The sequence below is a fragment of the Enterobacteriaceae endosymbiont of Donacia proxima genome, from assembly GCF_012569285.1.
In the GTDB taxonomy this organism is placed as follows: domain Bacteria; phylum Pseudomonadota; class Gammaproteobacteria; order Enterobacterales; family Enterobacteriaceae.
The window spans coordinates 372,632-398,530 of record NZ_CP046198.1; the positions used below are offsets into that span (position 1 = coordinate 372,632).

Consider the following 25,899-nt stretch of genomic DNA (forward strand, 5'->3'; position numbering starts at 1 on the left):
AAATTAAACTTTAATATTTTTTTTTTTCCCTATATGTAAAATAATAATTATACCTGATAATAAAAGTATTGATATTAATTCTACAATAATTTTATATTGTGTAAATAAATTTATACCAATATTTTGGATATTAATAAAATGATGAATAATTAATTTTTTTGTATATAAATGTTTTAAAACATAAAATATTAATATAAAAAAAAAGAAATTGATAATTAAAATATTAATTATAAATAATTTTTTTTTTATAAAAAAAAATTTTTCTTCTAACTTAATATTTTTATAATTTAAAAACATTAAAACAAATATAAATAATATAATAATTGATCCAGCATATATAATAATTTCTAATGCTCCAGCAAAATAATCACCTAATAAAAAAAATATACATGATATTGAAATCAATGAAAGTAAAAAATATAACAATGTATAAATAGGATTAACACTAATAATTATTAAAAATGAAAAAATTATTGATATTAACTCTAATAAATACAATATTATTTCCATATAAAATACCTCTATAATTAAAATTATGGTAAAATATTTTTTATATCTACCTCTATACTTGAATTTTTTATGTTATTTTTTTCATTATTTTTAATTTTAACTCCTGAAATATTATAAAAATTATATTTTAAGTCTTTTCCTGGATTATTAATTAATAAGTTTTCTTTTTCATATATTAAATCTTTTCTATTAAATTCACATAATTCAAAATCTGGGATTAATTGTATAGCCGATGTAGGACAAGATTCTTCACAAAATCCACAAAAAATACATCTAGAAAAATTTATTCTAAAGAATTTAGCATATGATCGTCCATTTTTATTTATAGATTTTTTTAAAGTTATACAACCAACTGGACAAACAACTGCACAAAGATTACAAGCAACACAACGTTCATTATTATCTAAATCAGATGTTAATATTATTCTTCCTCTGTATCTTGGTGGTAAATAAATTTTTTCTTCTGGATACATTATTGTTTCTCTTTTACTAAAAATATTTAATAAAACTAAGAAAATACTTCTTATTTGGCTCATTATATTAATAAAAAATTTTTTAATATTCATTATTTAATTTTTCTAAAAGTTAGTTGAATTTTACTAAACATGAAGTAATTATAAGATTAATTAATGTTAATGGTAAACATATAAACCATCCAAAATATATTACGTTATCATAACGAGGTCTAGGTAATGATGCTCTTATTAAAAAAAAAAGTATTATAAATATAATAGTTTTAATTAAAAACCATATTATGGGTTTGAAAAATGGACCTAACCATCCTCCAAAAAATAAAATAACAATTAAAGAAGATAATATTATTATATTAATATATTCTCCTATAAAAAAAAGTCCAAATTTCATTCCAGAGTATTCAATATGGTAACCATCAATAAGTTCTTGTTCTGTTTCTGGTTGATCAAAAGGATGTCTATGACATAAGGCTATAGAAGCAATTAAAAATGGTATAAAACCAAAAAATTGAGGAATAATATTCCAATGATATTTAAATTGATAATAGATTATATCTAACAAATTAAAGGATCCAGTTCTACAAATAATGCCCATTAATGATAATCCTAAAAAAATTTCATAACTAATAATTTGAGCTACTCCTCTTATTACTCCTAATAAAGCATATTTATTATTACTTGCTAATCCTGCAAATAATATAGAATATACTGAAATACTAGCCATCATAAAAAAAAAAAGTATGCCAATATTTAAATTAGATATTATAATATATGGAGTAATAGGTAGTATAGCAAATACTGATAATAATGTATTAAATGCTAAAATAGGAGCTAGATTAAACAATAATTTGTTTGAAAAATTAGGATTCCAATCTTCTTTAAAAAGAATTTTTATCATATCAGCTAATACTTGTAAACAACCAAATAATCCTACTCTATTAGGACCATAACGATTTTGGAATAAAGCAAGTATACGTCTTTCTACAAAACTTAAAAAAGCACTACTAATTAATAATATTAATAATATTAATAATATTTGTAATATATAAAATAATTTTATAGAATAAAACAATGGGAAAAACATCATTTTAATACCTTTATTTTTTTAATAATTTTACCTAAAAAAGATAACGGAATATTTTTAGTCCCTAAAGGGAGACTTACTAATCCTTGATTTAAAAATTTTGAAATATATACTTTTAATATAAAAATATTATTTAAACAGTATAATTTAATTAAATAATTATTTAAGATTCCTAATTTTTTAGCATCTTTTTTATTTAAAATTACATAATAATCATTAAAATATCTTTTTATTAAATTAGATTTTTGTATTAAACTATTATTTTGAAAAAGTTTTTGATGTGCAATAATTATTAATTGATTATTATAATTAATATTATTATGTTTATAATATATTTTTTTAATGTGTATTTCACATTTATTTTTTGAACGTATTTTAAATCCTGTTTCACCATATTTAGATGAAATACCAATTTCTTTTTGAAATTTATATAATGATTCTGGAGAATTCCATCCAGGATTCCATAAAAATGGGATATGTGTGTAATTAATATTTGCACCATAATTTCCTTCCATAGAAAAACTAAAAATAGTATCTTTATCTTTTGGTTGTTCAGGTTCATGTATATTTATGTTAGAAAACATTGATGTTCTACCGCTATATCTTAGTGGAGATCTGGCAAATTTTCTATTATGTACTTTATAAGTAGCTGGTGGTGCTGCTAAATTAATACCATTAAGTATTGGAATATATTTTTCACATTCTTTTATAATTTCGTCTAAAGTAATATTTTTATTTAAATTATTTAATTTTGCATATATTTCATATATCCATTTCCAACTAGGTTTTCTATCATTATTTTTATTATAAAAAGAAGGATCGTAAACTTGAAAAAATCTTTGTGCTCTACATTCATTGTTAATAACAGTACCACTATTTTCCATAAAATTTGTTACTGGTAATATTATATTAGCTTTTTTCATAGTTCTAGTAATAACATGATCTAATACAATTATATTTGGAATATTTTTAAAAAATTTATTAAGTATGTCTTTATTTTCATAAATATATAAATCGTTTTCCATTATAAAAACAGTATCTATGTTTGAATTATTATGAATAACAGATTTATTTTTTATAAATAAACTATTTAAAGATTTTCCTTGAATTAAACCGATTCCCATACTATTTACTTCATTTAATACATAAAATAATCCTACATTTTTATTTTTTTTATATAATTCTGTCGCTATTAAATAAGATGCTGAAATTAATGATAGAGAACTAGAACCTGTCCCAGAAATAATTAAAGGTTTTGTAGCATTTAATAATATTTTTTTTATTTTTACAATTTTCTTTTTAAAAACTTCATCATTTATAACAAAATTATTATCTTTAATATACTCTGCTAATATAGAAATAAATTTAGTTTGATTTAAAGTAGACGCATAATAATTAAATAAAGAAATATCATCTAATAATGTTTCATCATTACTGGTTATCAATAATGGATTTAATCTTTTATTTCTCATATTTAAAATTGCATTAGAATTCCAGTAAGGAAGATCTAAATTATTATTTGTAATATCAAAATTATTTTTTATAGCTTGTCTTACTGCTAAAGCAGCTCTAGGATTAGTATTACTTAAATCTTCACCTATTACTAAAATAGTATCATAATTTTCAATTTCAGATAATGTAGGTAAATATATATTTGTATTTTGTATTATATTAATAATATAATCAATTTGTTTTTTTTCATTTTTTAAAATACCTAAATAGAATTTTTTTTTTCCAACTAATTTTTTTAAAAAAACATTACTTTCTATACTTGCTCTTGGTGAGCCAATACCAATTATATTTTTAGAATTTAACATTAAATAAATAATTTTTTTTATAATTTGATTATTATTAAAAATAAATTTTTTATTATCTTTATAAGATATAATTTTAATAGGATTATTTTTTAAATAAGTATAATCATAACCAAAATAACCTTTATCACATAAAAAATAATGATTTATTTTTTCATGAAATCTATTTTGTATACTAGATAATTTTCCATAACGTTCTCCAATAAAAATATTACATCCTAATGAACAATTTTGACAAATACTTGGAGAATATTGTAAATCCCATTTTCTTGCATAATTTATATTATAAATTTTATCACTGAAAACTCCAGTAGGACATAATTCGATTAAATTTCCAGAAAATGTATTTTGCAATCTACCATCTGAATATCTACCAAAATAAATATTATTTTTAGATCCAAAAACATTAAAATCTTTTCCATCTGCATAATTTTTATAAAATCTTACACAACGATAACATGTAATACAACGATTCATTGTATGAGAAATAAAAGGACCTAAATATTGATTTTTATATTCTCTTTTAGGAAAATTATATCTACGATTATTATGTCCTGTCATAACAGTCATATCTTGTAAATGACAATTACCACCTTTATCACAAATGGGACAATCGTGTGGATGATTTAACATTAATAATTCAATATTTTTTTTACGAAAATTAATTAAATCATCATCATTAATAGTAATATATGAATTATTAATAGGTGAAGACATACAAGACATAATTATATATTCATTTTTTTTTTTAAAATCATCAGATTGTTTTATTGCACATTGGCGACATGATCCTATACTTCCTAAAATAGGATGCCAACAAAAATATGGTATATTAAAACCTAAAGATAAACATATTTTTAATAAATTATCTTTTTTATTAACTTTATATAATTGATTTTCTATATTAATATTAATCACAATATATATTCCTTATCACTATTTAGTAATATAAAAAATATCTTAATTTATTATTGATAATATACAAGTTAAAATTGTTATATAAAAATTTTTAATTAATTACTCCATTTTTAAATTCATTTAAAAAGTATTTTAATGCACTATTTAAAGGTTCCATCGCACTTGGTGCATGCGCACAAAAAGAACCTCCATTAATTAATTGATTACTTATATCTTTAAGAAGATAAATGTCTTTTTTAAATCCTTTTTTTTTTTCTAGATTATTTAATATTTTAACAATCCAAGGTAATCCTTCTCTACAAGAAGTACAAAAACCACAAGATTCTCTAGCAAAAAATATTTCTAAATTTTTTAATATAGATATAATACTTATACTTGTATCTATAGCAAGAGATATACCTGTTCCTAATCTACTACCAGCATTATTAATGCTTATAAAATCCATTGGTAAATCTAAATGATCTTTTGTCAAAAAACCGGTTCCTGCCCCACCTGGTTGCCAAGCTTTTAAAAAAAATCCTTTTTTCATTCCCCCTGCATATTTTTCTAAAATTAAACGAGCAGGTGTACCGAATGGTAATTCCCAGACTCCAGGAATATTAACATTTCCTGAAAAACCTAACATTTTTGTGCCACTATCATATCTACTGTTAGATATATTATGATACCATTTAGATCCATATTTTATTATACTAGGTATATTAAAGATAGTTTCAACATTATTAACACATGTAGGTTTACCCCATAAACCAATTATAGCTGGATATGGAGGTTTAAAACGTGGATTAGGACGCTTACCTTCTAAAGAATTAATTAAAGCTGTTTCTTCTCCACATATATATCTCCCAGCTCCTGTATGGAGATACAGATCAAAATTAAAATTACTATTTAATATATTTTTTCCTAAAAATTTGGCACTATATGCTTCTTTTATAGCTATATTTAAAATTTTTATACATTTTATATATTCTCCTCTTAAAAAAATATATCCTTTATTAGCTTGTATAGCGAAAGCACTTATAATTATTCCTTCTATTAATTGATGTGGAATATGTTCTATTAAAAAACGATCTTTATATGTTCCTGGTTCCATTTCATCAGCATTACATAAAAAATATCTAATTTCATTATCATTTTTTTTCGGAGGTATTAAGCTCCATTTTAATCCAGTATAAAATCCACCACCACCTCTACCCTTCAATTTTGATTTTTTTACAATATTAATAATGTCTTGTGGTGTTTTTTTTATTAAACTCTTTTTTAAAATTTTATAACCATCTTTTTTGATATATTTTTTTAAAAATAATGTTTCATTTTTATTAACACGCCATGTTAGAGGATGTGTTTCAGGGTTTGGCTTTATGATTTTCATTAATATAATTATCCAATATTTGATCTATATAATTAATAGATAATGAAGTATAGATTTTTTCATTAATCATTATAACGGGACTATTTTCACAGTGTCCTAAACAACATATAGGTATTAAAGTAAATAATTTATCAGAAGTTGTGTCTCCTGATTTAATTTTTAATTTTTTTTCAATATGTTTTAAAATGTTTTTATATTTTGTTATATAACAAACAATGCTATCACAATATTTAATAACATATTTACCTACTGGAGATCGAAAAATTTGACTATAAAATGTTGCTATACTATCGATTTCAGAAGGATGTATATTTAAAATATTAGAAATATTAATAATAATTTTATCAGATATCCATCCATATTTTTTTTGAAAAAATATTAATATTTCAATAATAGCTGCATTATTACATTCGTAGTTATTTATAATTTTATTAATAATTTCATAATCTTTTTTATCTAAATACAAATTTATATTATTATTTTGTTTTTTCATAATATTATTCTAACGATCTACATCAGACATAACAAAATCAATACTTCCTAAATAAGCGATTAAATCAGATATTAAACTACCACAGATAACAGATGGTATTTGTTGTAGATGAGGGAAACTAGGTGTCCTTATTCTAGTACGATAACTAGTTGTATTACCATCACTTATTAAGTAATAACTATTAATACCTTTAGTAGCCTCAATCATTTGAAATGATTCATTAGCAGGTATTAATGGTCCCCATGAAACTTGTATAAAATGATGAATTAGATTTTCTATGTTATTTAATGTTTTTTTTCTAAGTGGAGGTGTAGTTAAAGGATGATCAACTTTATATTCTCCTTCAGGCATATAATTTAAACATTGTTTTATAATATGTAAACTTTGCCAAATCTCTTCTAATTTTAATAATAACCTAGAGTAACAATCACTAACATTATTACCGATAGGAATATCAAAATCAAAATTTTCGTATCCTGAATAAGGACGCCATTTTCTTACATCAAAATTTAAACCCGTAGCCCGTAAACCAGCCCCAGTAACTCCCCAAGATATTGCTTCTTTTCGATTATAAACTGCTATATTTTTAGTTCTAGATATTAAAATACTGTTTTCTAAAGCTATTTTTTTATATAAAATTAATCTTTTAGGTAACCATATTAATAATTTTTTTACTAGAATATCCCATCCTTGAGGTAGATCTTGAGCTAATCCTCCTATTCTAAACCAAGCAGGATGCATTCTAGCACCAGTAATTGCTTCAATTATATCATATATTTTTTGTCTATCAGTAAAAGCTAAAAAAACAGGAGTCATTGCTCCTACATCTTGTATAAAAGTTGATAAATATAATAAATGACTATTAATACGAAATAGTTCAGATAACATTATTCTAATTACCTTAATTCTATCACTAACAATAATATTAGCTAATTTTTCTATTGCTAGAATATAAGGCATTTCATTTATACATCCACCTAAATATTCAATTCTATCTGTATATGGTATATAAGTATGCCATGTTTGTCGTTCAGCTATTTTTTCTGCACCTCTATGATGATAACCAATTTCTGGTATACATTGTATAATTTCTTCTCCTGATAATTGTAAAATAATCCTGAATACTCCATGAACAGAAGGATGATTAGGTCCTAAATTAAGATACATATAATCATCATATTTATTTTTTTCTGATATATTAAAATCTTTTGGAAAGATTTTTGTTGCTTTAATATCTATTTTATATTTTTTTTTTGTTAAAATGTAAGGAGTTAAATCAGTAGCTCTAGAAGGAAAATCTTTACGTAAAGGATAACCATTATCCCAATTTTTGGGTAATAAAATATGTGATAAACAAGGATGATTAATAAAATTAATTCCAAACATTTCCCAAATTTCTCTTTCATACCAATTAGAATTTTTAAAAATTCCTGTAATACTATTAATATATAATGATTTTTTTTTTAGAGGAATTTTTATAATAATATCTGAATTTCTATTAATAGAAATTAAATGATAAAATAAAGAAAAATCTATTTTTTTCATTAAATGAAATTTATTTAAATGTAATCTTTCATCTATACCATGCATATCATATAGCATATTATATGGATTATGAATAATTTGTGAAAAAAATTTCATAAATTTTATTATATCATTAGATTTAATCCAAATAACTAATGGCATTCTTTTATTATAACTATTTTGTATAATAAAATCTTTAAAAGAAAATTTCTTATTTAATTCATCTATTATAGGTTCTATTTTCTTTTTAGAAAAAGATTTGTTATGTTTATCTCCTATCTTAGTAACTATTTTATTAAAAAAATTATTCATAAATAGATGCCTATAGATATCATATATTTTTTGGTGATTTAAATTTGATATTTTTATTATAAAAATTTTTATTAAGTGATTTTATTTTAGCTTTATAAATACCTTGATCTCCTATTATCCAGGATAAAGGACGTCTTTCATAATTAATAGATTTTTGCAATAATAATAATGCTTGTATATATGCTTCTGGTCTAGGTGGACATCCTGGAATATAAATATCTACAGGTAAAAATTTATCTACACCCTGTACTACAGAATATATATCATACATTCCTCCAGAATTAGCACATGATCCCATAGAAATAACCCATTTAGGTTCTAGCATTTGATCATATAATTGTTGTATTATAGGAGCCATTTTTAAAAAACATGTCCCTGCTATCACTATAAAATCAGCTTGTCTGGGAGAAGATCTTAAAACTTCTGAACCAAAACGTGAAATATCGTTAATTGATGTAAATGATGTTGTCATTTCAACATAACAACATGATAATCCAAAATTATAGGGCCATAAAGAATTTTTTCGTCCCCAGTTAATAATTTGATGAGTAATTTTTTTTAAACTACCTAAAAAAATATTTTTATGAACTTGTTCATTTAATGGATCTGTACTAATATATTTTTTTTCTTCTAAAGGATATTTTTTTTTCTTATTTTTATGTTTGTTAAGGATATATTTCATATTGTATTATACATTTATATATTTTAATATTATTAAATATTTTTATATTTCCAATTTAATATATTGGTTTTAAATAAATAAAACAAAGTAATTAAAATAGTAAAAATAAATAAAATTCCTTCGATAAAACCTTCTAATTCTATTTTCTTTATAGAAAGAGACCATAAATATAAATATAAAGACTCAATCTCAAAAATAATAAAAAATATTGCTATTAAATAAAATTTAATATGTATTTTTATTTGTGAATTTCCATAAGAAATTACTCCTGATTCGAATGGTATTTGTTTATTTAAATTAAATGAACGTTCTCCTAAAAAAAATGATATTAATATCATTATACAACTAATAAAAATGGCAAATATTTGAAATAAGATAAAGTACTCATAATCATAAGTTAATTTATTTATTAACATAATTAATATTCTTTATATAAAAAAGATATGTGATTTAAATCATATAATTTTTCATTAAAAATTTTTTTAAAACTAAAAAATTATTAGGTAATTTATAAGATAAATTTTTTTTTTTTATACAATTAGCTAAAATTTTAGGTAATGTTATTTTTTTATGTAAAGTATTATAAATATAATCTTTAAATTTTGCTGGATGAGCAGTACCAAAAAATATATTAAAAGTATTTTTTTCTGGAATAAATTTTTTTAATGCACAAAAACTTACAGCTGTATGTGGTTCTAAAATGTATTTATATTTATTAAATACATCTATTATTATTTGTGTTGTTTCTAGATCTGTTATAGATTTAGATTCTAATAAATTTAAATTAAAGTTTTTATTTTTAAAAATTTCTTTAATTCTAGGCCAATTATTAGGGATACTAACATCCATAGCATTAGATAATGTAGATACAGTTTTTTGGGGATTCCAATATCCTGTATTTAAATATTTTGGAATTGTATCATTTATATTAGTCGCAGCTATAAATTTGTATATTGGTAAACCCATTACTTTAGACATTAAACCAGCAGTTAAATTTCCAAAGTTTCCACTTGGAACAGATATAATTATTTTTTTTTTTCTTTGATCTAAAGGTATTTGACTAAATGCTTCAAAATAATAACATATTTGTGCAAGTAATCTACTGATATTAATTGAGTTAGCGGAATTTAAATTTAAATTTTGTTTTAATTCTTGATCATCAAAAGATTTTTTAATAAGTTTTTGACAATCATCAAAATTACCTTTAATAGCAATAGTTTTTATATTATTTCCTAATGTACAAAATAATTTTTCTTGTAAAATAGAAATTTTTTTATAGGGATATAATATTACTATTTCAATATTTTTAATTTTATAAAATGCATGAGCAACAGCAGCACCTGTATCTCCAGAAGTAGCAGTTAAAATAATAATTTTATTTTGTTTTTTTTTATTAAAAAATTTTAACATTTGTGCCATAAAACGAACACCAAAATCTTTAAAAGCTAAAGTAGGGCCATGAAATAATTCTAAACAAGCAAGATTTTTATTCAAAAAATTTAATATTAAGGGAAAATTGAATCCTTCTTTTATTTTTTTTTTTAAAATATTTAATTTTATTTCTTCTTCTAAAAAAAGTGAAAGTATATAACTACTTCTATCTATAAAATTAAAATTTAATATATTTTCAATAGTGTTATTATTTAATTTAGGCAAATACTTAGGAAAAAATAAACCTTGTTTTATACCTAATCCTTGTTGTAAAGCTTGACTAAAATTTTTATTTTCTTTATGATCATTAAGATTATAAAATTTCATTTGGTCTCCATAATTTTAGTGCCTAGATTGTTTATCTTACATATATGAACAAAACCTGTTTTATTTTTTAAAAAATTTTTTTGTAACCAATTAACCATATTATATGCAATATTTAAATTATTAAAAATACTAAATATAGTAGGTCCAGATCCTGAAATACCACAGCTTAAAGCTCCTAATTTTTTTGCTTTATAAGCCATTTTTTCAAAATTAGGTATAAATGGTTTCCGATATGGTTCAGCTATAAAATCTTTCATTAATTTTGCAGCTAATAATTCTTGTTTTGTATAGATAGCATTAATAAATCCTGCTAAATATTGATTTTGCTTAATGAAAATTTCTTTTTTATATAATTTTGGTAAAATTTTTTTAGAATAAAATGTAGATAGTTTTATTCCAGGATATGCAATTACCCAAAACCAATTTTGAAAAATTGGTAAATTTTGAATAATTAAGTTATTTTTATTTATAATTAGTATTAATTTCATACCTCCTAATAAACATGGTACGATATTATCGTAATGTATTTTACCTGATAAAAATCCTTCTAATTCTCCCATTAATTTTAATAAAGTTAAATTATTTAATGGATTATTGAAAAATAAATTTATTGCTTTTAAACAAGCAACTATAGAACATGCGCTTGAACCTAATCCTGATGATATAGGAACATTTTTTTCTAAAATTATTTTTAAGGGAACTTTTTTCCCAATTTTATCACAAAATTTTATCCAACAATTAAAAATAATATTTTCATAATTGTTTTTGGGCAAATCATTAAAAAATAAACCTTTATTTATTAATTCAAATTTTTTAGAATGCGAAATAGTTATGAAATCTCCTAAAATTCCTCCATCAATTCTAGATAATGCTATTCCTAATGTATCAAAACCTACATTAATATTACCAATAGAAGCAGGAGAATAAATTTTTATCATAAATAATAATTCCTTATTTTATTAAATAATATGTAATAAATCAGTTAATACTCCTGCGGCAGTAACATTATTACCAGCTCCATATCCTCTTAATACTAATGGATAAGGTTGATAATAATTAGTATAAAAAGCAAAAGAATTTTCTCCATTTTTTATATTAAAAAATGGATGATTATTATCAATTTGAATAACTTTTACTTTACATATACCTTTTTCATCTATACTTCCTATATAACGTAAGACTTTATTATTTTGTTTCGCAATTTGAATTTTTTTAACATAGATATTATCTATATCTGATAAAGAATTAAAAAATTCTTTAATAGAAGAATTTTTATTTAATTCATTAGATATAACAGATTCAATAATAATATCTTTTAGTTCTATATTAAAACCGATTTCTCTAGCTAATATAAGTAATTTCCTAGCTACATCTATACCTGTAAGGTCTATACGAGGATCTGGTTCTGTAAAACCCATTTTTTGTGCCATTATTATTGATTTAGATAAAAGAATTCCTTCTTCTAATTTACCAAAAATAAATGATAGTGAACCAGATAAAATTCCAATGAATTTATTGATTTTATTACCTGTTTGTAACAAATTTTTTAATGTATTAATAACTGGCAAACCTGCACCAACATTTGTTTCATAAAAAAATTTTAAATTTAATTTACTTGCTGTTAAACGTATTTGATTATAGTATTCTATACTGGAAGAATTTGCTTTTTTATTAACAGCTATTATATTAAAACCATAATTAAAAAAATCAATGTATTTATCAGCAATTTTTTGTGAAGAAGTACAATCAATGATAACTGGATTAATTAATTTATATTTCTTAATATTTTGTAATAAATATTCTATCTGATTATTATAGAAAGGACTATCTTTTATTTCTTTTCGCCAATTTTTTATATTAATTCCATTAAAATTTATTAATGAATATTTTGTATTTAAAATACTACAAATTTTTAAAAAAATATTTTTTTTTTTAAAATTATTTATATTTTTATTTATTTGTTGTAATAAAGTACTTCCAATACCTCCAGTACCTATAATAAAAATTTCTAATATTTTTTTTTTATGAAATAAAATTTCATGTGATATTTTAATGATATCTTTTACATAGTATTTTTTTATAGCGACAGTAATATGATTTTGAAAAATATTTTGTGATATACCGAAAATACTTGTTTTAGTTATTTTAAATATTTTTAAAAAATTGGAAATTATATTTTTAGAATAATTAACTTGATTAATAATCAAAGTAATTAATGATAAATTTTGAATAATTTGTATAGATTTAATTAGATTATATTTAAATTCTAAATAGAATTTTTCTTCTAATAAATTTTTTAAATTATTTAAATCTTTATCTAGTAAAAATAAATTAATATTACAATCTTCAGAAGATTGAGTTATAAAATAAACAGATATTTTAGATTCAAATATAAAAAATAATATTTTTGATATAATATTTTTTATATATTTATTTTTATTACCAAAAATATTTAACATTGATATATTTTTTAATTCAGTAATACTTTTTATTTTTGGTAATAAATGTTTAGTTATATCAAAATTCTTAATTATAGTTCCATTAAATTTAGAATTCATTATGTTTTTAATAACACAAGGTATATTTTTTTTAAACATAGGCAATAATGTTTTATAATGGATTACTTTAGCTCCAAAATATGATAAATTTATTGCTTCTTGATAACTAATAAATTTTAATAATTGTGTATTAGATACAATATTAGGATCCGCAGTGTAAATACCATTTACATCAGTCCAAATTTCACAACAACTTGCTTTAAAACAAACAGCTAATACTGCAGCAGAGTAATCTGAACCATTTCTACCTAATAAAACAGTTTCTTTATTTTTATTAACAGCAAAAAATCCAGGCATTAATATTAAATCAATATTAGATAAATTTATTTTTTTAAGATTTTTAGAAGTTATAGTAATATTTACTGTCGATTCTAAATAATTGCCATAAGCTAATAAGTATTTTTTAGGACTAATAATATATATTTTATATTTTTTTATTTTTAATAAAGATTCTAATAAAAATATGGAAAATTTTTCACCTTGTGATAAAATTTTTGCCTTAATTATATCTGGACAATAATTTATTAATTCAATACCTTTTAATAAATTTTTTATTTTAGATAATATTTCATTTATTTTATTAGATAAAAGAAAAATATCTATATCATTAACTTTTTTTTTTAAATTATTAATTAAATTAACAAAAAAATTTTTAATATATATAAAATCTTCTTTATAATTTTTTTTTTCTAAATTTTTTTTTATTAGTAATTCTAGAATATTTGTAATAGTTGCAGGAGCAGATAAAACAACAGCTATTTTTTCTTTTTTTAAATAATTATTAATTATATTTGCTACTAATAAAAATTTTTTTGCATTTTTTAATGAAGTTCCACCAAATTTTAATACTTTCATATTGTTAAACCTATATAAATTTTTAAAATATAAAAACATAAATAATTAGATATTTATAATTTTTATAAAATAAATATATATTAATATAATCATTATTAAAATATTTAATTTATTTATTTTATATAAATCATAATTTATAATTTATTTATATTTAAATAAATAAATTAATTATATTAATTATTTGTTTTAAAATATAAAATTTTTAAAAAATAAATTTATATAAAATTATATATTAATAAATAATTTTAATTATTATTTTTAATAAAAATATCTTTAATATTCTTTATATTTTTATAAAAAAAACCTTTTTTACCTTTTAATGAATAAAATTTTTTAATTTCTTCATAATTTAATATAAACTGTTTTGTATCAGTTTTTATATAAACTATAGAATTTTTATTAATACAAAATATCCATTTTAATTTATCTTTATTTTGAATAAAATCTTTTTTATTAATAAAGATTAATCTACTTCCCTTTCCTTTAGATAATTTAGAAATTTCATTTATTGAAAATAATAAAAATCTATTTAACAAAGATATAGCTAATATTTTAGTATTTTTATTTTTAATAACTAAAGGTGATAATATTTCTGCATTTTTAGATAGAATAATAGATAATTTTCCATTTCTATTACATGCAATTAAATCATGAAATTGACATATAAAACCATAACCAAAACTAGAAGATAAAATAATTTCTTTATTATTAGATTCCATTAACAAACTTTTAATTACAGATCCTTTAGAAATATTTAATTTAGCATTTAAAGGTTCTCCTTGACTTCTTGCCGCAGGCAATGAAATTGTATCGATACTATAACTACGTCCAATAGAGTCTAAAATTACTATAGTTTGATTTTTTTTTCCTTTTACAGAAAGTAAAAATGAATCTCCAGATTTATAATTAAGGTTTAGAGGATCTATAGCATGTCCTTTTGCACACCTAATCCATCCCATTTTAGATAAAATAATTGTAATAGGATCACTTAAAATTAATTCTGATTCATTTAATAATTTTGCTTCTTCTCTTTTTTTTAGAATTGAACGACGATTATTATTATAATTTTTAGATGAGAATAATATTTCTTGTTTTAATAACATATTAATTTTTTTTTCTGAAGATAATATTTGTATAATATTTTTATATTCTATTTCTAATTTTTTTTTTTTATCTATTAAATTTTTTTCTTCTATAAATGAAATAGAACGTAATTTAAAATTAAGTAAAGTTTCTATTTGTAAATTAGTTAAATTAAATTCTTTTCTAAAAATAGGTTTAGGATCTGGATTTAAACGAATAATTTTAATAAATTTTTCTAAATTTAAATATACAATTAATAGTCCTTTTATAATATGTAATTTTTTAATTATTTTTTCTAAATAAAAATGTAAACGTTTTTTTATTATTATTTTTCTAAATAGAATCCATTCTGATAATATTTCTATTAAATTTTTTACAGCTGGTTTATTATTTAAACCGATCATATTTAAATTAATACGATAACTTTTTTCTAGATCAGTAATAAAAAATAAATGTAACATAATTTGTTCAATTTTTAAATGATTAAAATTATTACGAATAATAATAACTATTCGTGTAGGATTTTCATAATCAGATTCATCTCTAATGTCTTCAATCATCGGTAATTTTTTATTTCTTATTTGTGTATTAATTTGTTCAATAATACGTATTCCTGAAATTTGGTAAGGTAAAGATGTTATAATTATTGAATTATCTTTAATTTTCCATATTGCTCTTAATTTAATTGAACCTTTTCCTTTTTCATATATTTTATATATTTCATCTTTAGATGTTATAATTTCGCTTTTTGTTGGAAAATCTGGACCTTGTATTATCTTTAGAAGTTCATTTAATGAAATTTGAGGATTATCAATAAGTTTAATTATTGCATGAGATATTTCTTGAATATTATGTGGTGGTATATCTGTTGCCATACCGACGGCTATTCCTGTTGATCCATTTAAAATAATATTAGGTAAACAAGCAGGTAATATTTTAGGTTCTAATAATGTACCATCGAAATTAGGAATAAAATCAACAGTACCTTTTTCTATTTCATTTAATAAAATATTAGAATATTTAGACAAACGAGATTCCGTATATCTCATTGCTGCAAATGATTTTGGATCATCTTGTGCACCCCAATTACCTTGCCCTTCTATTAATGGGTATCTATAAGAAAAAGTTTGTGCCATTAAAACCATTGCTTCATAACATGCTATATCTCCATGAGGATGATATTTACCTATTACATCACCAATAGTTCTAGCAGATTTTTTATATTTAGATGAAGATTTTAATCCTAATTCAGACATAGCATATATAATTCTTCTTTGAACTGGTTTTAATCCATCTCCAATATGTGGTAATGCTCTATCAGAAATTACATAAATAGAATAATTTAAATATGCATTTTCTGCGAATTTATCTAATTGTATAGATTCTATTATATTTTTTTTTAATAATTTATTCATTTAATATTTCCTAAGAAAAATATTTGTATAAAAAAAAATTTTTGATTATAAATTAATATTTATAATATTTTAATTATAAAAAAATTATTTTTATTTTTAATTTATATTTTAAAAATTAAATAACAATTTTATTGAATTTTATAGAATAAATATGTTATTTTTATGCAATAAAATTTTTATATATGGATAATTTTATTATGCAAAAAAATAATTTTGATAATAAAAATACTTTAATTACTCCAAAAGAATTAAAAAAAAAATTATCAATATCCCAAGATATTAAAAATAATATATTAATATCACGTAAAATTATATCAAATATTATTAATGGTAAAGATCCTAGAATTTTAATTGTTTGTGGACCATGTTCGATACATAATTTTGATGAAGCTATAGAATATGGTAATTTATTAAAAAATTTATCTTTAAAATTAAAAAAAAATATATTTCTTATTATGCGAGTATATTTTGAAAAACCTAGAACAATTTTAGGATGGAAAGGATTAATTAATGATCCATACATGAATCATACTTTTGATATAAATAAAGGATTATACTTAGCACGTAAATTATTAATAAAATTAGCTATAAAAAATATATCATTAGCAACTGAAATATTAGATCCTAATACATTCCATTATATAGATGATTTATTAAGTTGGGTAGCAATTGGAGCTCGCACGGTAGAATCTCAAATTCATAGAGAAATAGTTTCTTTAATTAATATTCCTGCCGGATTTAAAAACAATACAAATGGTAATATTAATGTAGCTATTAATGCGATTCAAGCATCAGCCATAAAACATCATTTTATAAGTTTAGATCAAAATGGAAAATCATATATAGTAAGTACTACAGGTAATAAAAATTGTCATCTTATTTTAAGAGGAGGTAAAAAACCTAATTATTATAAACATAATATATTAGAATGTGAAAAAATTTTATTAAATATTGGATTAAAATCTAATATAATGATTGATTGCAGTCATGGTAATTCTAATAAAGATTATACAAAACAAATTTTAGTTATTAAATCCATAATTTCCCAAATTAAAGAAGGAAATATATCTATTATAGGAATAATGATAGAAAGTTATATTAATCAAGGAAATCAAATTTTAGATATTAAAAATAATAAAAAATTAAAATATGGAGTTTCAATTACAGATGGATGTTTAGATTTTAAATCTACAGAAAAAGTTTTATTACAAATAAATAATGAATTAGATTTAATACTTAAAATACGTTTTTTAAAAAAAAAAAATATTTCTTAAATATAAATTTAAAACAATATGCTAAATAAAATAGATTTATTACGTAATCAAATTGATATTCTAGATATAGATTTATTAAATCTTTTAAAAAAAAGGTTAAATTTAGTAAAACAAATTGGATTAATAAAATATAAAAATGGATTACCTATTTATTTTCCTGAAAGGGAAAAAAAAATTATTGAATTAAGGAGAAAAGAAGCAGAACAAATAGGAATATCTCCTGATTTCATAGAAGATATATTATCTCGTATAATTAATGAATCATATCTACATGAAAAAAATAAAATATTTAAAAATTTACAACCTTATCTGTCTACAATACTTATTATTAGTAATAATAAAATAGGTTCTTTTTTTAAAAAAATGTTAATATTAACAGGATATAATATACATTATGTAAAAGAAAAAAATTTAGATTTGAATAATATTCATTCTATATTTATGAATATAGGCATGATTATTATTAATGTATCTATTCCTTTCTTAAGAAAAATTATTAAAAAATTATTAATTTTACCTAAAAACTGTATTTTAGTTGATTTATCTCCTATTAAACAAATTTCTTTTGAAATAATACTTCCAATATATAAAGGACCTGTTCTAGGTTTATATCCATTATTTAATATAAAAAAAAAAATTTTTTTAAAAGAATTTATAATGTATTGTCATGGACGTAATAAAGAATTTTATTTATGGTTTTTAAAACAAATAGAAATTTGGGGGATAAAGATTAATAATATTGATATTATAAAACATGACCAATATATATTTTTTATAGAATCATTAAAGTATTTTTTTGTATTAACATATACTACTTTATTATTTAATAATAAAATTTCATTAAATGAAATATTTATTTTATCAAAACCTATATATGACTTAAATTTTTTTATTTTTAAAAATTTTTTTATTTATGATCCACAATTATATACAAATCTTATTTTAAAATTTAAAAATAATAAAGAAAGTATTAAAAAATATTTAAATTCTATAAATAACTTATTTTTTTTAATTAAAAACAATAAAATAAATAAAATAAAAAATATATTTAAAAATATACAAAATTTATTAATAAATAATATAAACAATTAAATTATAAATTATAGTAAAAATGTAAAAAAACTTAATATTATAATAATATTAAGTTTTTTTACATAACATTAAATATGACTGATATTTAATTTATCTAAAGAATCATTTAAAATTTTTTTTATTAAATAAGTATTAATATCATTACATGAATTATTTTTTAAAAATATTAAACATCTATTAATTACTGATATATATTTTTTTTTTTGATAAAGAAATTTAATAATATTTAAATCAAAATTTTTAATACGTTTTTTCATATACATTAATCTTTTTTTTAAAAGATGAATATAAATACTATTTGGATATTTTTTAAAAAATATTTTTGCATCATTAATAGCTAATTGAGTATAAAATGGATTACAATCACTTCTATTAATTTTAAATAAGTTTTGTATTTGATTATTAGTATCTAAAGATATTTCTGCCATTATTTTAATATAGAGAATATAACTCATAAATGCAGAATTATCATATAATTGTACAAATTCATCTATTAATTCTAAAACAATTAAAAAATTATGTTCTACATAATTAAGATAAATTAAAAAAACTAAAATCTTTTCAGTATATATATTACGAGGATAATTGATATATAAATTATTAAATTCTAATAAAGCTTGATCATATTTTTTTTCAGATAAAAATCTTATAGCATTAAGATAATCATATTTTAAAGAAATATTAAAATGTTTTTGTTTATGTATATATGTATTATATTGGCAATTAATTGTAATTAGTAATATAAACATAATTATGTTAATTAAAAATATTTTTTTATTCATATAATTTTTATTTTTTAATTTATTAAAATATTATATATTTAATATAATCTATAATTTCAAAATCTTAAATAAAATGAAAAATATTAATTTAACTTTTAAAGTTTGTTTATTAAATAATAAAAAAAGGTTAGATTCTTTTCTTAAAGAAAAAATATTACAATTTTCTAGAACACAAATAAAAAAATTAATAATTTGTAATAAAGTTCAAGTTAATCATAATATTATTAATATACCTAAAAAAAAATTTTTTTAGGAGATATAATTCAAATTAATACTTTTATTTTAAATAAAAAAATAATATGGAAAGCACAAAATATACCTTTAAATATAATTTATGAAGATCAATATGTTTTAGTTATTAATAAAACATCTAATATTGTTGTACATCCTGGTAATAAAAATATAAATAATACTATATTTAATGCAATATTATATTATTATCCACATGCAAGAGATATACCTAGAGCAGGAATTATACATAGATTAGATAAGAATACTACTGGCTTAATGATAATAGCAAAAAATATTTATTGTTATTTTTTTTTAAAACAAGAATTAAAAAAACATAATATAGTAAGAAAATATGAAACAATTGTTAATGGAATTATTAAAAATAATAATATTATAAATTTTCCAATAAAACGTATATATAAAAAAAATAATATTTTTATGAAAATACACCCATTAGGTAAATCAGCAATAACTAAAATTTTTATAAAAAATATTTTTAAAAATTATACTCATTTAAAAATTAAATTAGAAACAGGTAGAACTCATCAAATTAGAGTTCATCTATCATATATTAAACATAGTATTGTTGGTGATCAAATTTATAAAAATTATATCAATAATATTAATATTAGTAAATTTTATGAAACAAAAATTAATAAAATAATTCAAAGACAAGCTTTACATGCATATTGTATTAAATTTATGCATCCATTTTATAAAATAAAAATAAAACTGAATACGATTTTACCAAATGATATAAATAATTTGATTAATTTTTTAAAAAATGTTAATATTTAATCTAAAACTTTTGATATTTTATCATTAAAAGTTTTAATATAAAATTAAAAATTTTTTTAAAAATAGTTTAACTTAAATATCTATATTTAATAGATATTAAATTATATTAATCTTATATTTTAATTAAGAGTGATAAAACTATGATAAATACAAAAAAAAAATGTGTACTATTTTTTAGTATGCTATTTTTATTATTATTTACATCTAATAGATGTTTTGCATACAGAAACCCATCAAGAGAGCTTTTTTACGAAAAATTAACAAAAGAAAGTCAGTTATTATATAAAAAAGCATTTGGTAATAAACCAGTTATAATTGAATTTTTTTCATTTTTATGTCCTCATTGTTACGAATTTTATAGAAATATTGATAAAAAAATTTTTAAAAATAAAATTCCCAAAAATGTTAAAATTATAAGAATTCATTATAGTAAAATGGGTCAAGAAAATGGATTTGCTACCTTATTAGGTTATACATGGGTGGTTGCTAAAATGTTAAATGTAGAAAATAAAATTATAGGTCCTATTTTCGATGGTATTCATAATACTGAAACAATTCATGATTATAAATCTATAAAAAAACTTTTTATAAAAATTACAGGTATAACTAGTAATACATTTGATGCAGCGTGGAATAGTAATATAGCAAAAACATTATTTGAAAAAGAATATGATTTAGTTGAAAAACTTGATATAAATTTAGTTCCAGATATTTATATTAATAATAAATATGTAATTAATTTATCTTCATTATATAATAATTATGGAGATAATCTTTATTCGCATTATATAAATTTAGTATTAAAACTTTTAAAAAAATAAATTTTTTTTAAAAAAAAGATTTAATTTAGTATATATAAATATATATGAAAAAAAAAATAATTTTAATAGACGGAACATTTTATTTATACCGTGCATATTATGCTTTACCTTATTTAACTAATAGTAAAGGATATCCTACTGGAGCAATGTATGGTTTTATTAAAATGTTTAACAAAATCATAAAAATGAATATTAATAGTTATTTTTTAATTATATTTGATACTAAAGGAAATTCTTTCAGAAGAAAAATTTTTAGTAAATATAAATTAACTAGGATTAATATGCCTAATAATTTAGTTATACAAATTAAACCTTTGTATAAAATTATACAGGCTATGGGATATAATGTTATATCTATAAAAAATGTAGAAGCAGATGATATAATTGGTACTTTAGCAATATATGCAGAAAAAAAAAATTATTTTATTTTTATTTTTAGTATAGATAAAGATATAACACAATTAGTTACAAAAAATATTAAAATAGTAAATCCAATTAATTACTCTATTTCTGGACCGAAAGAAATATATCATAAATATGGAGTATACCCAAAATTCATTAGCGATTTATTAGCATTAAGTGGTGATTCTATAGATAATATTCCTGGGGTTCCAGGAATAGGAAAAAAAATAAGTCAAAAACTAATTAATAAATTAGGTGATTTAACAAAAATTTATCAAAATATAAATAATATTAATAATATTAATTTTAGAGGTGGAATAAATATAAAAAAAAAATTAATAAAATATAAAGAGTTAGTATTTTTATATCATAAATTAACAAAAATTGAAACTAATATTATTTTAAATCAAGAATATTTAAATTTTGAAATTAAACCAGAAATAAATAATTTAAAATATTTATTTAAATTATATGAATTTAATAATTTAATTAATAGTAATTATATTAATTAAATTATTAAGTTTATAATATTATTTTTTTCTATAAAAATTAAAAAAAAATTAACATTTATTTTTATATTTTAAATACATAATATTGATAAATATTATTTTATAATAATATATGATATCTTTATATTAATAAAAATATAATTAAGATTATTGAAAATAAAATAATAATATTAATAAATAACAAAAATTATTTTTATAAATTAAAAAAATTTTAATTAATTTTAAGTACTATTATTTTATCAGGATTTTATGAAAAAAATACGTAATATAGCTATTGTAGCACATATAGATCATGGAAAAACAACGTTAATAGATAAATTATTACAAGAATCTGATAGTTTTAAAAATGTTAAAAATTTATTACAAAATAAAAATAATACTAACAGATTAATGGATTCTAATGAATTAGAAAAAGAAAAAGGTATAACTATTTTTTCAAAAAATACATCTATCTTTTGGAAAAATTATAAAATTAATATTATTGATACTCCAGGACATGCAGATTTTAGTGCAGAAGTAGAACGTATTTTATCAATGGTAGATTCTGTATTATTATTAGTAGATGCTATTGAAGGACCTATGCCACAAACAAGGTTTGTTACATCAAAAGCTTTTTTATATAAATTTAAACCGATTGTAATAATAAATAAAGTAGATAGAAAATTTATTAGAACAGATTGGGTTATCGATCAAATATTTGATTTATTTATAGATTTAAATGCTTCTGATGATCAACTTAATTTTCCTATAATATATACATCTGCTCTTAAAGGAATGTCAGGAAATAATATAAATAAAATGTATAATAATATGGATATTATATATAAAACTATTATTGATTATGTTCCATCTCCTAAATGTGATATTAATAAACCATTTCAAATGCAAATATCTCAAATAGAATTTAATAATTATATTGGTAATATTTGTATTGGTTTAATAAAAAGAGGTAAAATTACAATAAATCAAAATTTAATTTTTATAGATAAAAATAATCAAATTAAAAAAATGAAAGTTTTATATATAATATTTAATATAGGATTAAAACATGTTTATGCAAATAATGCTCAAGCTGGTGATATTATAGGTATTGCAGGAACAGGATTCGAAAACATTAATATTTCTGATACAATTTGTGATATAAATAATTATAAATCTCTTCCCAAATTAAAAATAGAAAAACCAAAAATTAGTATGTTATTCCAAGTTAATGATTCTCCATTTGCAGGTATGGAAGGGAAACATTTAACATCTCATAAAATATTTCATAAAATTAATAAAGTTTGTTTATATGATATGGCTTTACATATAGAAAAAACTGAAAATAATAATACTTTTATGGTTTTTGGAAGAGGAGAATTACATCTTGCTATGGTTATAGAAAATATGAGAAAAGAAGGATTTGAATTATTAGTATCAAAACCACAAATTTTAACTAAAATCATTAATGGTAAACGGAAAGAACCATTTGAAGTATTAATTTTAGACCTTATGCAAAATAAAAAAGGTAATATAATTCAATTATTAAATAAAAAAAAAGCTATAATAAATAATATTATTTTAAATAATTTTAATAATAGAATTAAAATTGAAGCAATTATTTCAAGTAGAGCTTTAATCGGTTTACGTAATGAATTTATAAATATAACATCAGGAAATGGAATAATAAATTCTTTTTTTAGTCATTATGATGTAAATAAATATGATATAATACACAAAAGAAATAATGGTGTTTTAATCTCAAATAAAGAAGGTTATGCTGTCGCATTTTCTTTATATAATTTACAATCAAGAGGTAAGTTATTAATTAAACCTGGAGATAAAATTTATAAAGGACAAATAATAGGAATACATAATAAATCAAATGACCTTTTTGTAAATTGTTTAATTAATAAAAAACTTACTAATATGAGAGCATCCGGTAGTGATAATCCTATAAATTTAATTCCTATAAAAAAAATATCCTTAGAAGAAGCAATAGATTTTATTCAATATGATGAATTGATAGAAATTACACCTAAATCAATACGAATTAAAAAAAAATCTAACTAAATTTACCATATAAAAAATATAAACAACATATAGTAAAAATTTTACTTGGAGCTGGGGGGATTCGAACCCCCGTCCAAAATTATTACACTTTTAGCACTACATGTTTAGTTTTATCTCATATTTTAATAATATAAACTGATAAAACAAAGTTTATATTATCTAGTCTCAATACTTTAATATATAATTTCAGACAAATTATATACGATCTCTTTATATATGACTGTTTACTTTTTACTAAAGAGAAAATAATAAGTAACAGAGCCTATACAGTTTTTTATGCTGCTAAAGCGTAGTTTTGATTTTCTGCAATTATATTTAAACGGTTTTTTTACAAGGCCTACCGTACCTTGACATGCTCTTCGAGTTTTATAATTCTGTCAAATCCTAATCAGCCCCATTTTAACATTTAAATACTTTTTTTTAATAAACGTATTTTTTTAATATTCCATATTTTTTTTTTTAAAATATTTCTTTTATCATGTTTTTTTTTACCTTTTACGATAGCCAGGTTTATTTTACACCATGATTTTTTCCAAAATAAACCAAGTACTACAATGGTAAAACCCTTATTATTTATATAATTTTGTAGAAATTCTATTTCTTTTTTTTTTAATAATAATTGTTTCATTCTTTTAGAATTACATTTAACATAATTACATACTGTTTTTAATGGACTAATATTTAGATTGCATATATAAATTTTTCTATTTAAAATAGTTACATAACTATTTACAATAGTTGCTTTATTTAATCTTAAAGATTTTACTTCCCAACCTTTTAAAATAAGTCCTGCATTAATTCTTTCTTTAATAAAGAAATTATAATATACTTTTTTATTAAAAATAAAAAATTTTTTTTCCATTATAAAAAAAAATTTATTATATAAATATTCTAATTATTATAACTAATATATTTATAAAAAACAATATTTAAAAAATATAATTAATTTAATAAGATTAAATATCTTGCAAAAATTTTATTTTTGTACAAAATAAAATTTATTATCTTATAACAAATAATTTTTAACAATTAAAAAAAAAAATTATAAGGATAGAATATGAAAAATAATATAAAAGAAAAAAAAAAT

22 protein-coding genes and 1 other RNA gene are annotated in these 25,899 nt (G+C 19.6%); 7 read left to right on the top strand and 16 right to left on the bottom strand.

Annotated features, from left to right (window positions below):
* Positions 1-3: 3 nt before the first annotated feature.
* From GJT97_RS01820 to parC, 13 genes are all read right to left on the bottom strand, one after another.
* Complete coding sequence (locus GJT97_RS01820) at positions 4-510, bottom strand: NADH-quinone oxidoreductase subunit J (RefSeq protein ID WP_169767784.1); 507 nt, start codon at positions 508-510, stop codon at positions 4-6.
* Between the two features lie 23 nt (positions 511-533).
* Complete coding sequence (gene nuoI, locus GJT97_RS01825) at positions 534-1,076, bottom strand: NADH-quinone oxidoreductase subunit NuoI (RefSeq protein WP_169767785.1); 543 nt, start codon at positions 1,074-1,076, stop codon at positions 534-536.
* A gap of 19 nt (positions 1,077-1,095) precedes the next feature.
* Positions 1,096-2,070 (bottom strand): NADH-quinone oxidoreductase subunit NuoH, encoded by a 975-nt coding sequence (gene nuoH / locus GJT97_RS01830; RefSeq protein ID WP_246208920.1) that lies wholly within the window; start codon positions 2,068-2,070, stop codon positions 1,096-1,098.
* Positions 2,067-4,799: an NADH-quinone oxidoreductase subunit NuoG gene (gene nuoG, locus GJT97_RS01835; RefSeq protein ID WP_169767786.1), complete on the bottom strand. Its 2,733-nt coding sequence runs from the start codon at positions 4,797-4,799 to the stop codon at positions 2,067-2,069. The genes nuoH and nuoG overlap by 4 nt, the downstream gene beginning before the upstream one ends.
* 91 nt (positions 4,800-4,890) lie before the next feature.
* Positions 4,891-6,171 carry an NADH-quinone oxidoreductase subunit NuoF gene (nuoF, locus tag GJT97_RS01840; RefSeq protein WP_169767787.1) on the bottom strand — a complete coding sequence of 427 codons (1,281 nt, stop codon included), beginning with the start codon at positions 6,169-6,171 and terminating at the stop codon, positions 4,891-4,893.
* Positions 6,146-6,664, bottom strand: a complete 519-nt coding sequence (nuoE, locus tag GJT97_RS01845; RefSeq protein ID WP_246208921.1) for an NADH-quinone oxidoreductase subunit NuoE — start codon at positions 6,662-6,664, stop codon at positions 6,146-6,148. Before nuoE ends, nuoF begins: the two co-directional genes overlap by 26 nt.
* 9 nt (positions 6,665-6,673) lie before the next feature.
* On the bottom strand, positions 6,674-8,500 hold the full coding sequence (gene nuoC, locus GJT97_RS01850; RefSeq protein WP_169767788.1) for an NADH-quinone oxidoreductase subunit C/D: 1,827 nt from the start codon (positions 8,498-8,500) through the stop codon (positions 6,674-6,676).
* A gap of 19 nt (positions 8,501-8,519) precedes the next feature.
* A complete protein-coding gene (locus tag GJT97_RS01855; protein ID WP_169767789.1) occupies positions 8,520-9,182 on the bottom strand; it encodes a NuoB/complex I 20 kDa subunit family protein in 663 nt (220 codons plus the stop codon).
* A gap of 32 nt (positions 9,183-9,214) precedes the next feature.
* On the bottom strand, positions 9,215-9,598 hold the full coding sequence (ndhC, locus tag GJT97_RS01860; protein WP_169767790.1) for an NADH-quinone oxidoreductase subunit A: 384 nt from the start codon (positions 9,596-9,598) through the stop codon (positions 9,215-9,217).
* A gap of 34 nt (positions 9,599-9,632) precedes the next feature.
* A complete protein-coding gene (thrC, locus tag GJT97_RS01865) occupies positions 9,633-10,940 on the bottom strand; it encodes a threonine synthase (RefSeq protein ID WP_169767791.1) in 1,308 nt (435 codons plus the stop codon).
* Positions 10,937-11,878 carry a homoserine kinase gene (thrB, locus tag GJT97_RS01870; protein WP_169767792.1) on the bottom strand — a complete coding sequence of 314 codons (942 nt, stop codon included), beginning with the start codon at positions 11,876-11,878 and terminating at the stop codon, positions 10,937-10,939. Before thrB ends, thrC begins: the two co-directional genes overlap by 4 nt.
* A 21-nt stretch (positions 11,879-11,899) precedes the next feature.
* Positions 11,900-14,353 (bottom strand): bifunctional aspartate kinase/homoserine dehydrogenase I, encoded by a 2,454-nt coding sequence (gene thrA, locus GJT97_RS01875; RefSeq protein ID WP_169767793.1) that lies wholly within the window; start codon positions 14,351-14,353, stop codon positions 11,900-11,902.
* A gap of 245 nt (positions 14,354-14,598) precedes the next feature.
* Positions 14,599-16,851 carry a DNA topoisomerase IV subunit A gene (parC, locus tag GJT97_RS01880; protein WP_169767794.1) on the bottom strand — a complete coding sequence of 751 codons (2,253 nt, stop codon included), beginning with the start codon at positions 16,849-16,851 and terminating at the stop codon, positions 14,599-14,601.
* A 197-nt stretch (positions 16,852-17,048) separates the two neighbouring features.
* On the opposite strand from parC, the gene GJT97_RS01885 reads away from it, so the two are divergent.
* On the top strand, positions 17,049-18,125 hold the full coding sequence (locus GJT97_RS01885) for a 3-deoxy-7-phosphoheptulonate synthase (RefSeq protein ID WP_169767795.1): 1,077 nt from the start codon (positions 17,049-17,051) through the stop codon (positions 18,123-18,125).
* Between the two features lie 18 nt (positions 18,126-18,143).
* A complete protein-coding gene (gene tyrA, locus GJT97_RS01890) occupies positions 18,144-19,217 on the top strand; it encodes a bifunctional chorismate mutase/prephenate dehydrogenase (RefSeq protein WP_169767796.1) in 1,074 nt (357 codons plus the stop codon).
* A gap of 68 nt (positions 19,218-19,285) precedes the next feature.
* Here the strand turns inward: tyrA and bamD are convergent, their stop codons facing one another.
* On the bottom strand, positions 19,286-19,999 hold the full coding sequence (gene bamD, locus GJT97_RS01895) for an outer membrane protein assembly factor BamD (protein ID WP_169767797.1): 714 nt from the start codon (positions 19,997-19,999) through the stop codon (positions 19,286-19,288).
* 73 nt (positions 20,000-20,072) lie between these two features.
* Between bamD and GJT97_RS01900 the strand changes: the two genes are divergently transcribed.
* From GJT97_RS01900 to GJT97_RS01920, 5 genes are all read left to right on the top strand, one after another.
* Positions 20,073-20,252: a S4 domain-containing protein gene (locus GJT97_RS01900; protein ID WP_169767798.1), complete on the top strand. Its 180-nt coding sequence runs from the start codon at positions 20,073-20,075 to the stop codon at positions 20,250-20,252.
* 8 nt (positions 20,253-20,260) lie between these two features.
* Positions 20,261-21,028: an RluA family pseudouridine synthase gene (locus GJT97_RS01905; RefSeq protein ID WP_281352046.1), complete on the top strand. Its 768-nt coding sequence runs from the start codon at positions 20,261-20,263 to the stop codon at positions 21,026-21,028.
* 140 nt (positions 21,029-21,168) lie between these two features.
* Positions 21,169-21,849 (top strand): thioredoxin domain-containing protein, encoded by a 681-nt coding sequence (locus GJT97_RS01910; protein ID WP_169767799.1) that lies wholly within the window; start codon positions 21,169-21,171, stop codon positions 21,847-21,849.
* A 44-nt stretch (positions 21,850-21,893) separates the two neighbouring features.
* On the top strand, positions 21,894-22,763 hold the full coding sequence (locus tag GJT97_RS01915) for a 5'-3' exonuclease (RefSeq protein ID WP_169767800.1): 870 nt from the start codon (positions 21,894-21,896) through the stop codon (positions 22,761-22,763).
* 246 nt (positions 22,764-23,009) lie between these two features.
* The gene (locus GJT97_RS01920) at positions 23,010-24,812 is read left to right on the top strand and encodes a GTP-binding protein (RefSeq protein ID WP_169767801.1); all 1,803 of its coding nucleotides are present in this window, start codon (positions 23,010-23,012) and stop codon (positions 24,810-24,812) included.
* Between the two features lie 45 nt (positions 24,813-24,857).
* Here GJT97_RS01920 and ssrA read toward each other — a convergent pair.
* Together ssrA and smpB are read right to left on the bottom strand one after the other, a co-directional pair.
* Positions 24,858-25,208: a transfer-messenger RNA gene (gene ssrA / locus GJT97_RS01925) on the bottom strand.
* A 10-nt stretch (positions 25,209-25,218) separates the two neighbouring features.
* Complete coding sequence (gene smpB, locus GJT97_RS01930; RefSeq protein ID WP_169767802.1) at positions 25,219-25,674, bottom strand: SsrA-binding protein SmpB; 456 nt, start codon at positions 25,672-25,674, stop codon at positions 25,219-25,221.
* Positions 25,675-25,899: the final 225 nt, after the last annotated feature.

Bases quoted from the DNA above. Each gene is read 5' to 3' on its own strand.
- GJT97_RS01820 (WP_169767784.1), bottom strand. From the start codon at position 510: ATGGAAATAATATTGTATTTATTAGAGTTAATATCAATAATTTTTTCA.
- nuoI (WP_169767785.1), bottom strand. From the start codon at position 1,076: ATGAATATTAAAAAATTTTTTATTAATATAATGAGCCAAATAAGAAGT.
- nuoH (WP_246208920.1), bottom strand. From the start codon at position 2,070: ATGATGTTTTTCCCATTGTTTTATTCTATAAAATTATTTTATATATTA.
- nuoF (WP_169767787.1), bottom strand. From the start codon at position 6,171: ATGAAAATCATAAAGCCAAACCCTGAAACACATCCTCTAACATGGCGT.
- nuoE (WP_246208921.1), bottom strand. From the start codon at position 6,664: ATGAAAAAACAAAATAATAATATAAATTTGTATTTAGATAAAAAAGAT.
- nuoC (WP_169767788.1), bottom strand. From the start codon at position 8,500: ATGAATAATTTTTTTAATAAAATAGTTACTAAGATAGGAGATAAACAT.
- GJT97_RS01855 (WP_169767789.1), bottom strand. From the start codon at position 9,182: ATGAAATATATCCTTAACAAACATAAAAATAAGAAAAAAAAATATCCT.
- ndhC (WP_169767790.1), bottom strand. From the start codon at position 9,598: ATGTTAATAAATAAATTAACTTATGATTATGAGTACTTTATCTTATTT.
- thrC (WP_169767791.1), bottom strand. From the start codon at position 10,940: ATGAAATTTTATAATCTTAATGATCATAAAGAAAATAAAAATTTTAGT.
- thrB (WP_169767792.1), bottom strand. From the start codon at position 11,878: ATGATAAAAATTTATTCTCCTGCTTCTATTGGTAATATTAATGTAGGT.
- thrA (WP_169767793.1), bottom strand. From the start codon at position 14,353: ATGAAAGTATTAAAATTTGGTGGAACTTCATTAAAAAATGCAAAAAAA.
- parC (WP_169767794.1), bottom strand. From the start codon at position 16,851: ATGAATAAATTATTAAAAAAAAATATAATAGAATCTATACAATTAGAT.
- GJT97_RS01885 (WP_169767795.1), top strand. From the start codon at position 17,049: ATGCAAAAAAATAATTTTGATAATAAAAATACTTTAATTACTCCAAAA.
- tyrA (WP_169767796.1), top strand. From the start codon at position 18,144: ATGCTAAATAAAATAGATTTATTACGTAATCAAATTGATATTCTAGAT.
- bamD (WP_169767797.1), bottom strand. From the start codon at position 19,999: ATGAATAAAAAAATATTTTTAATTAACATAATTATGTTTATATTACTA.
- GJT97_RS01900 (WP_169767798.1), top strand. From the start codon at position 20,073: ATGAAAAATATTAATTTAACTTTTAAAGTTTGTTTATTAAATAATAAA.
- GJT97_RS01910 (WP_169767799.1), top strand. From the start codon at position 21,169: ATGATAAATACAAAAAAAAAATGTGTACTATTTTTTAGTATGCTATTT.
- GJT97_RS01915 (WP_169767800.1), top strand. From the start codon at position 21,894: ATGAAAAAAAAAATAATTTTAATAGACGGAACATTTTATTTATACCGT.
- GJT97_RS01920 (WP_169767801.1), top strand. From the start codon at position 23,010: ATGAAAAAAATACGTAATATAGCTATTGTAGCACATATAGATCATGGA.
- smpB (WP_169767802.1), bottom strand. From the start codon at position 25,674: ATGGAAAAAAAATTTTTTATTTTTAATAAAAAAGTATATTATAATTTC.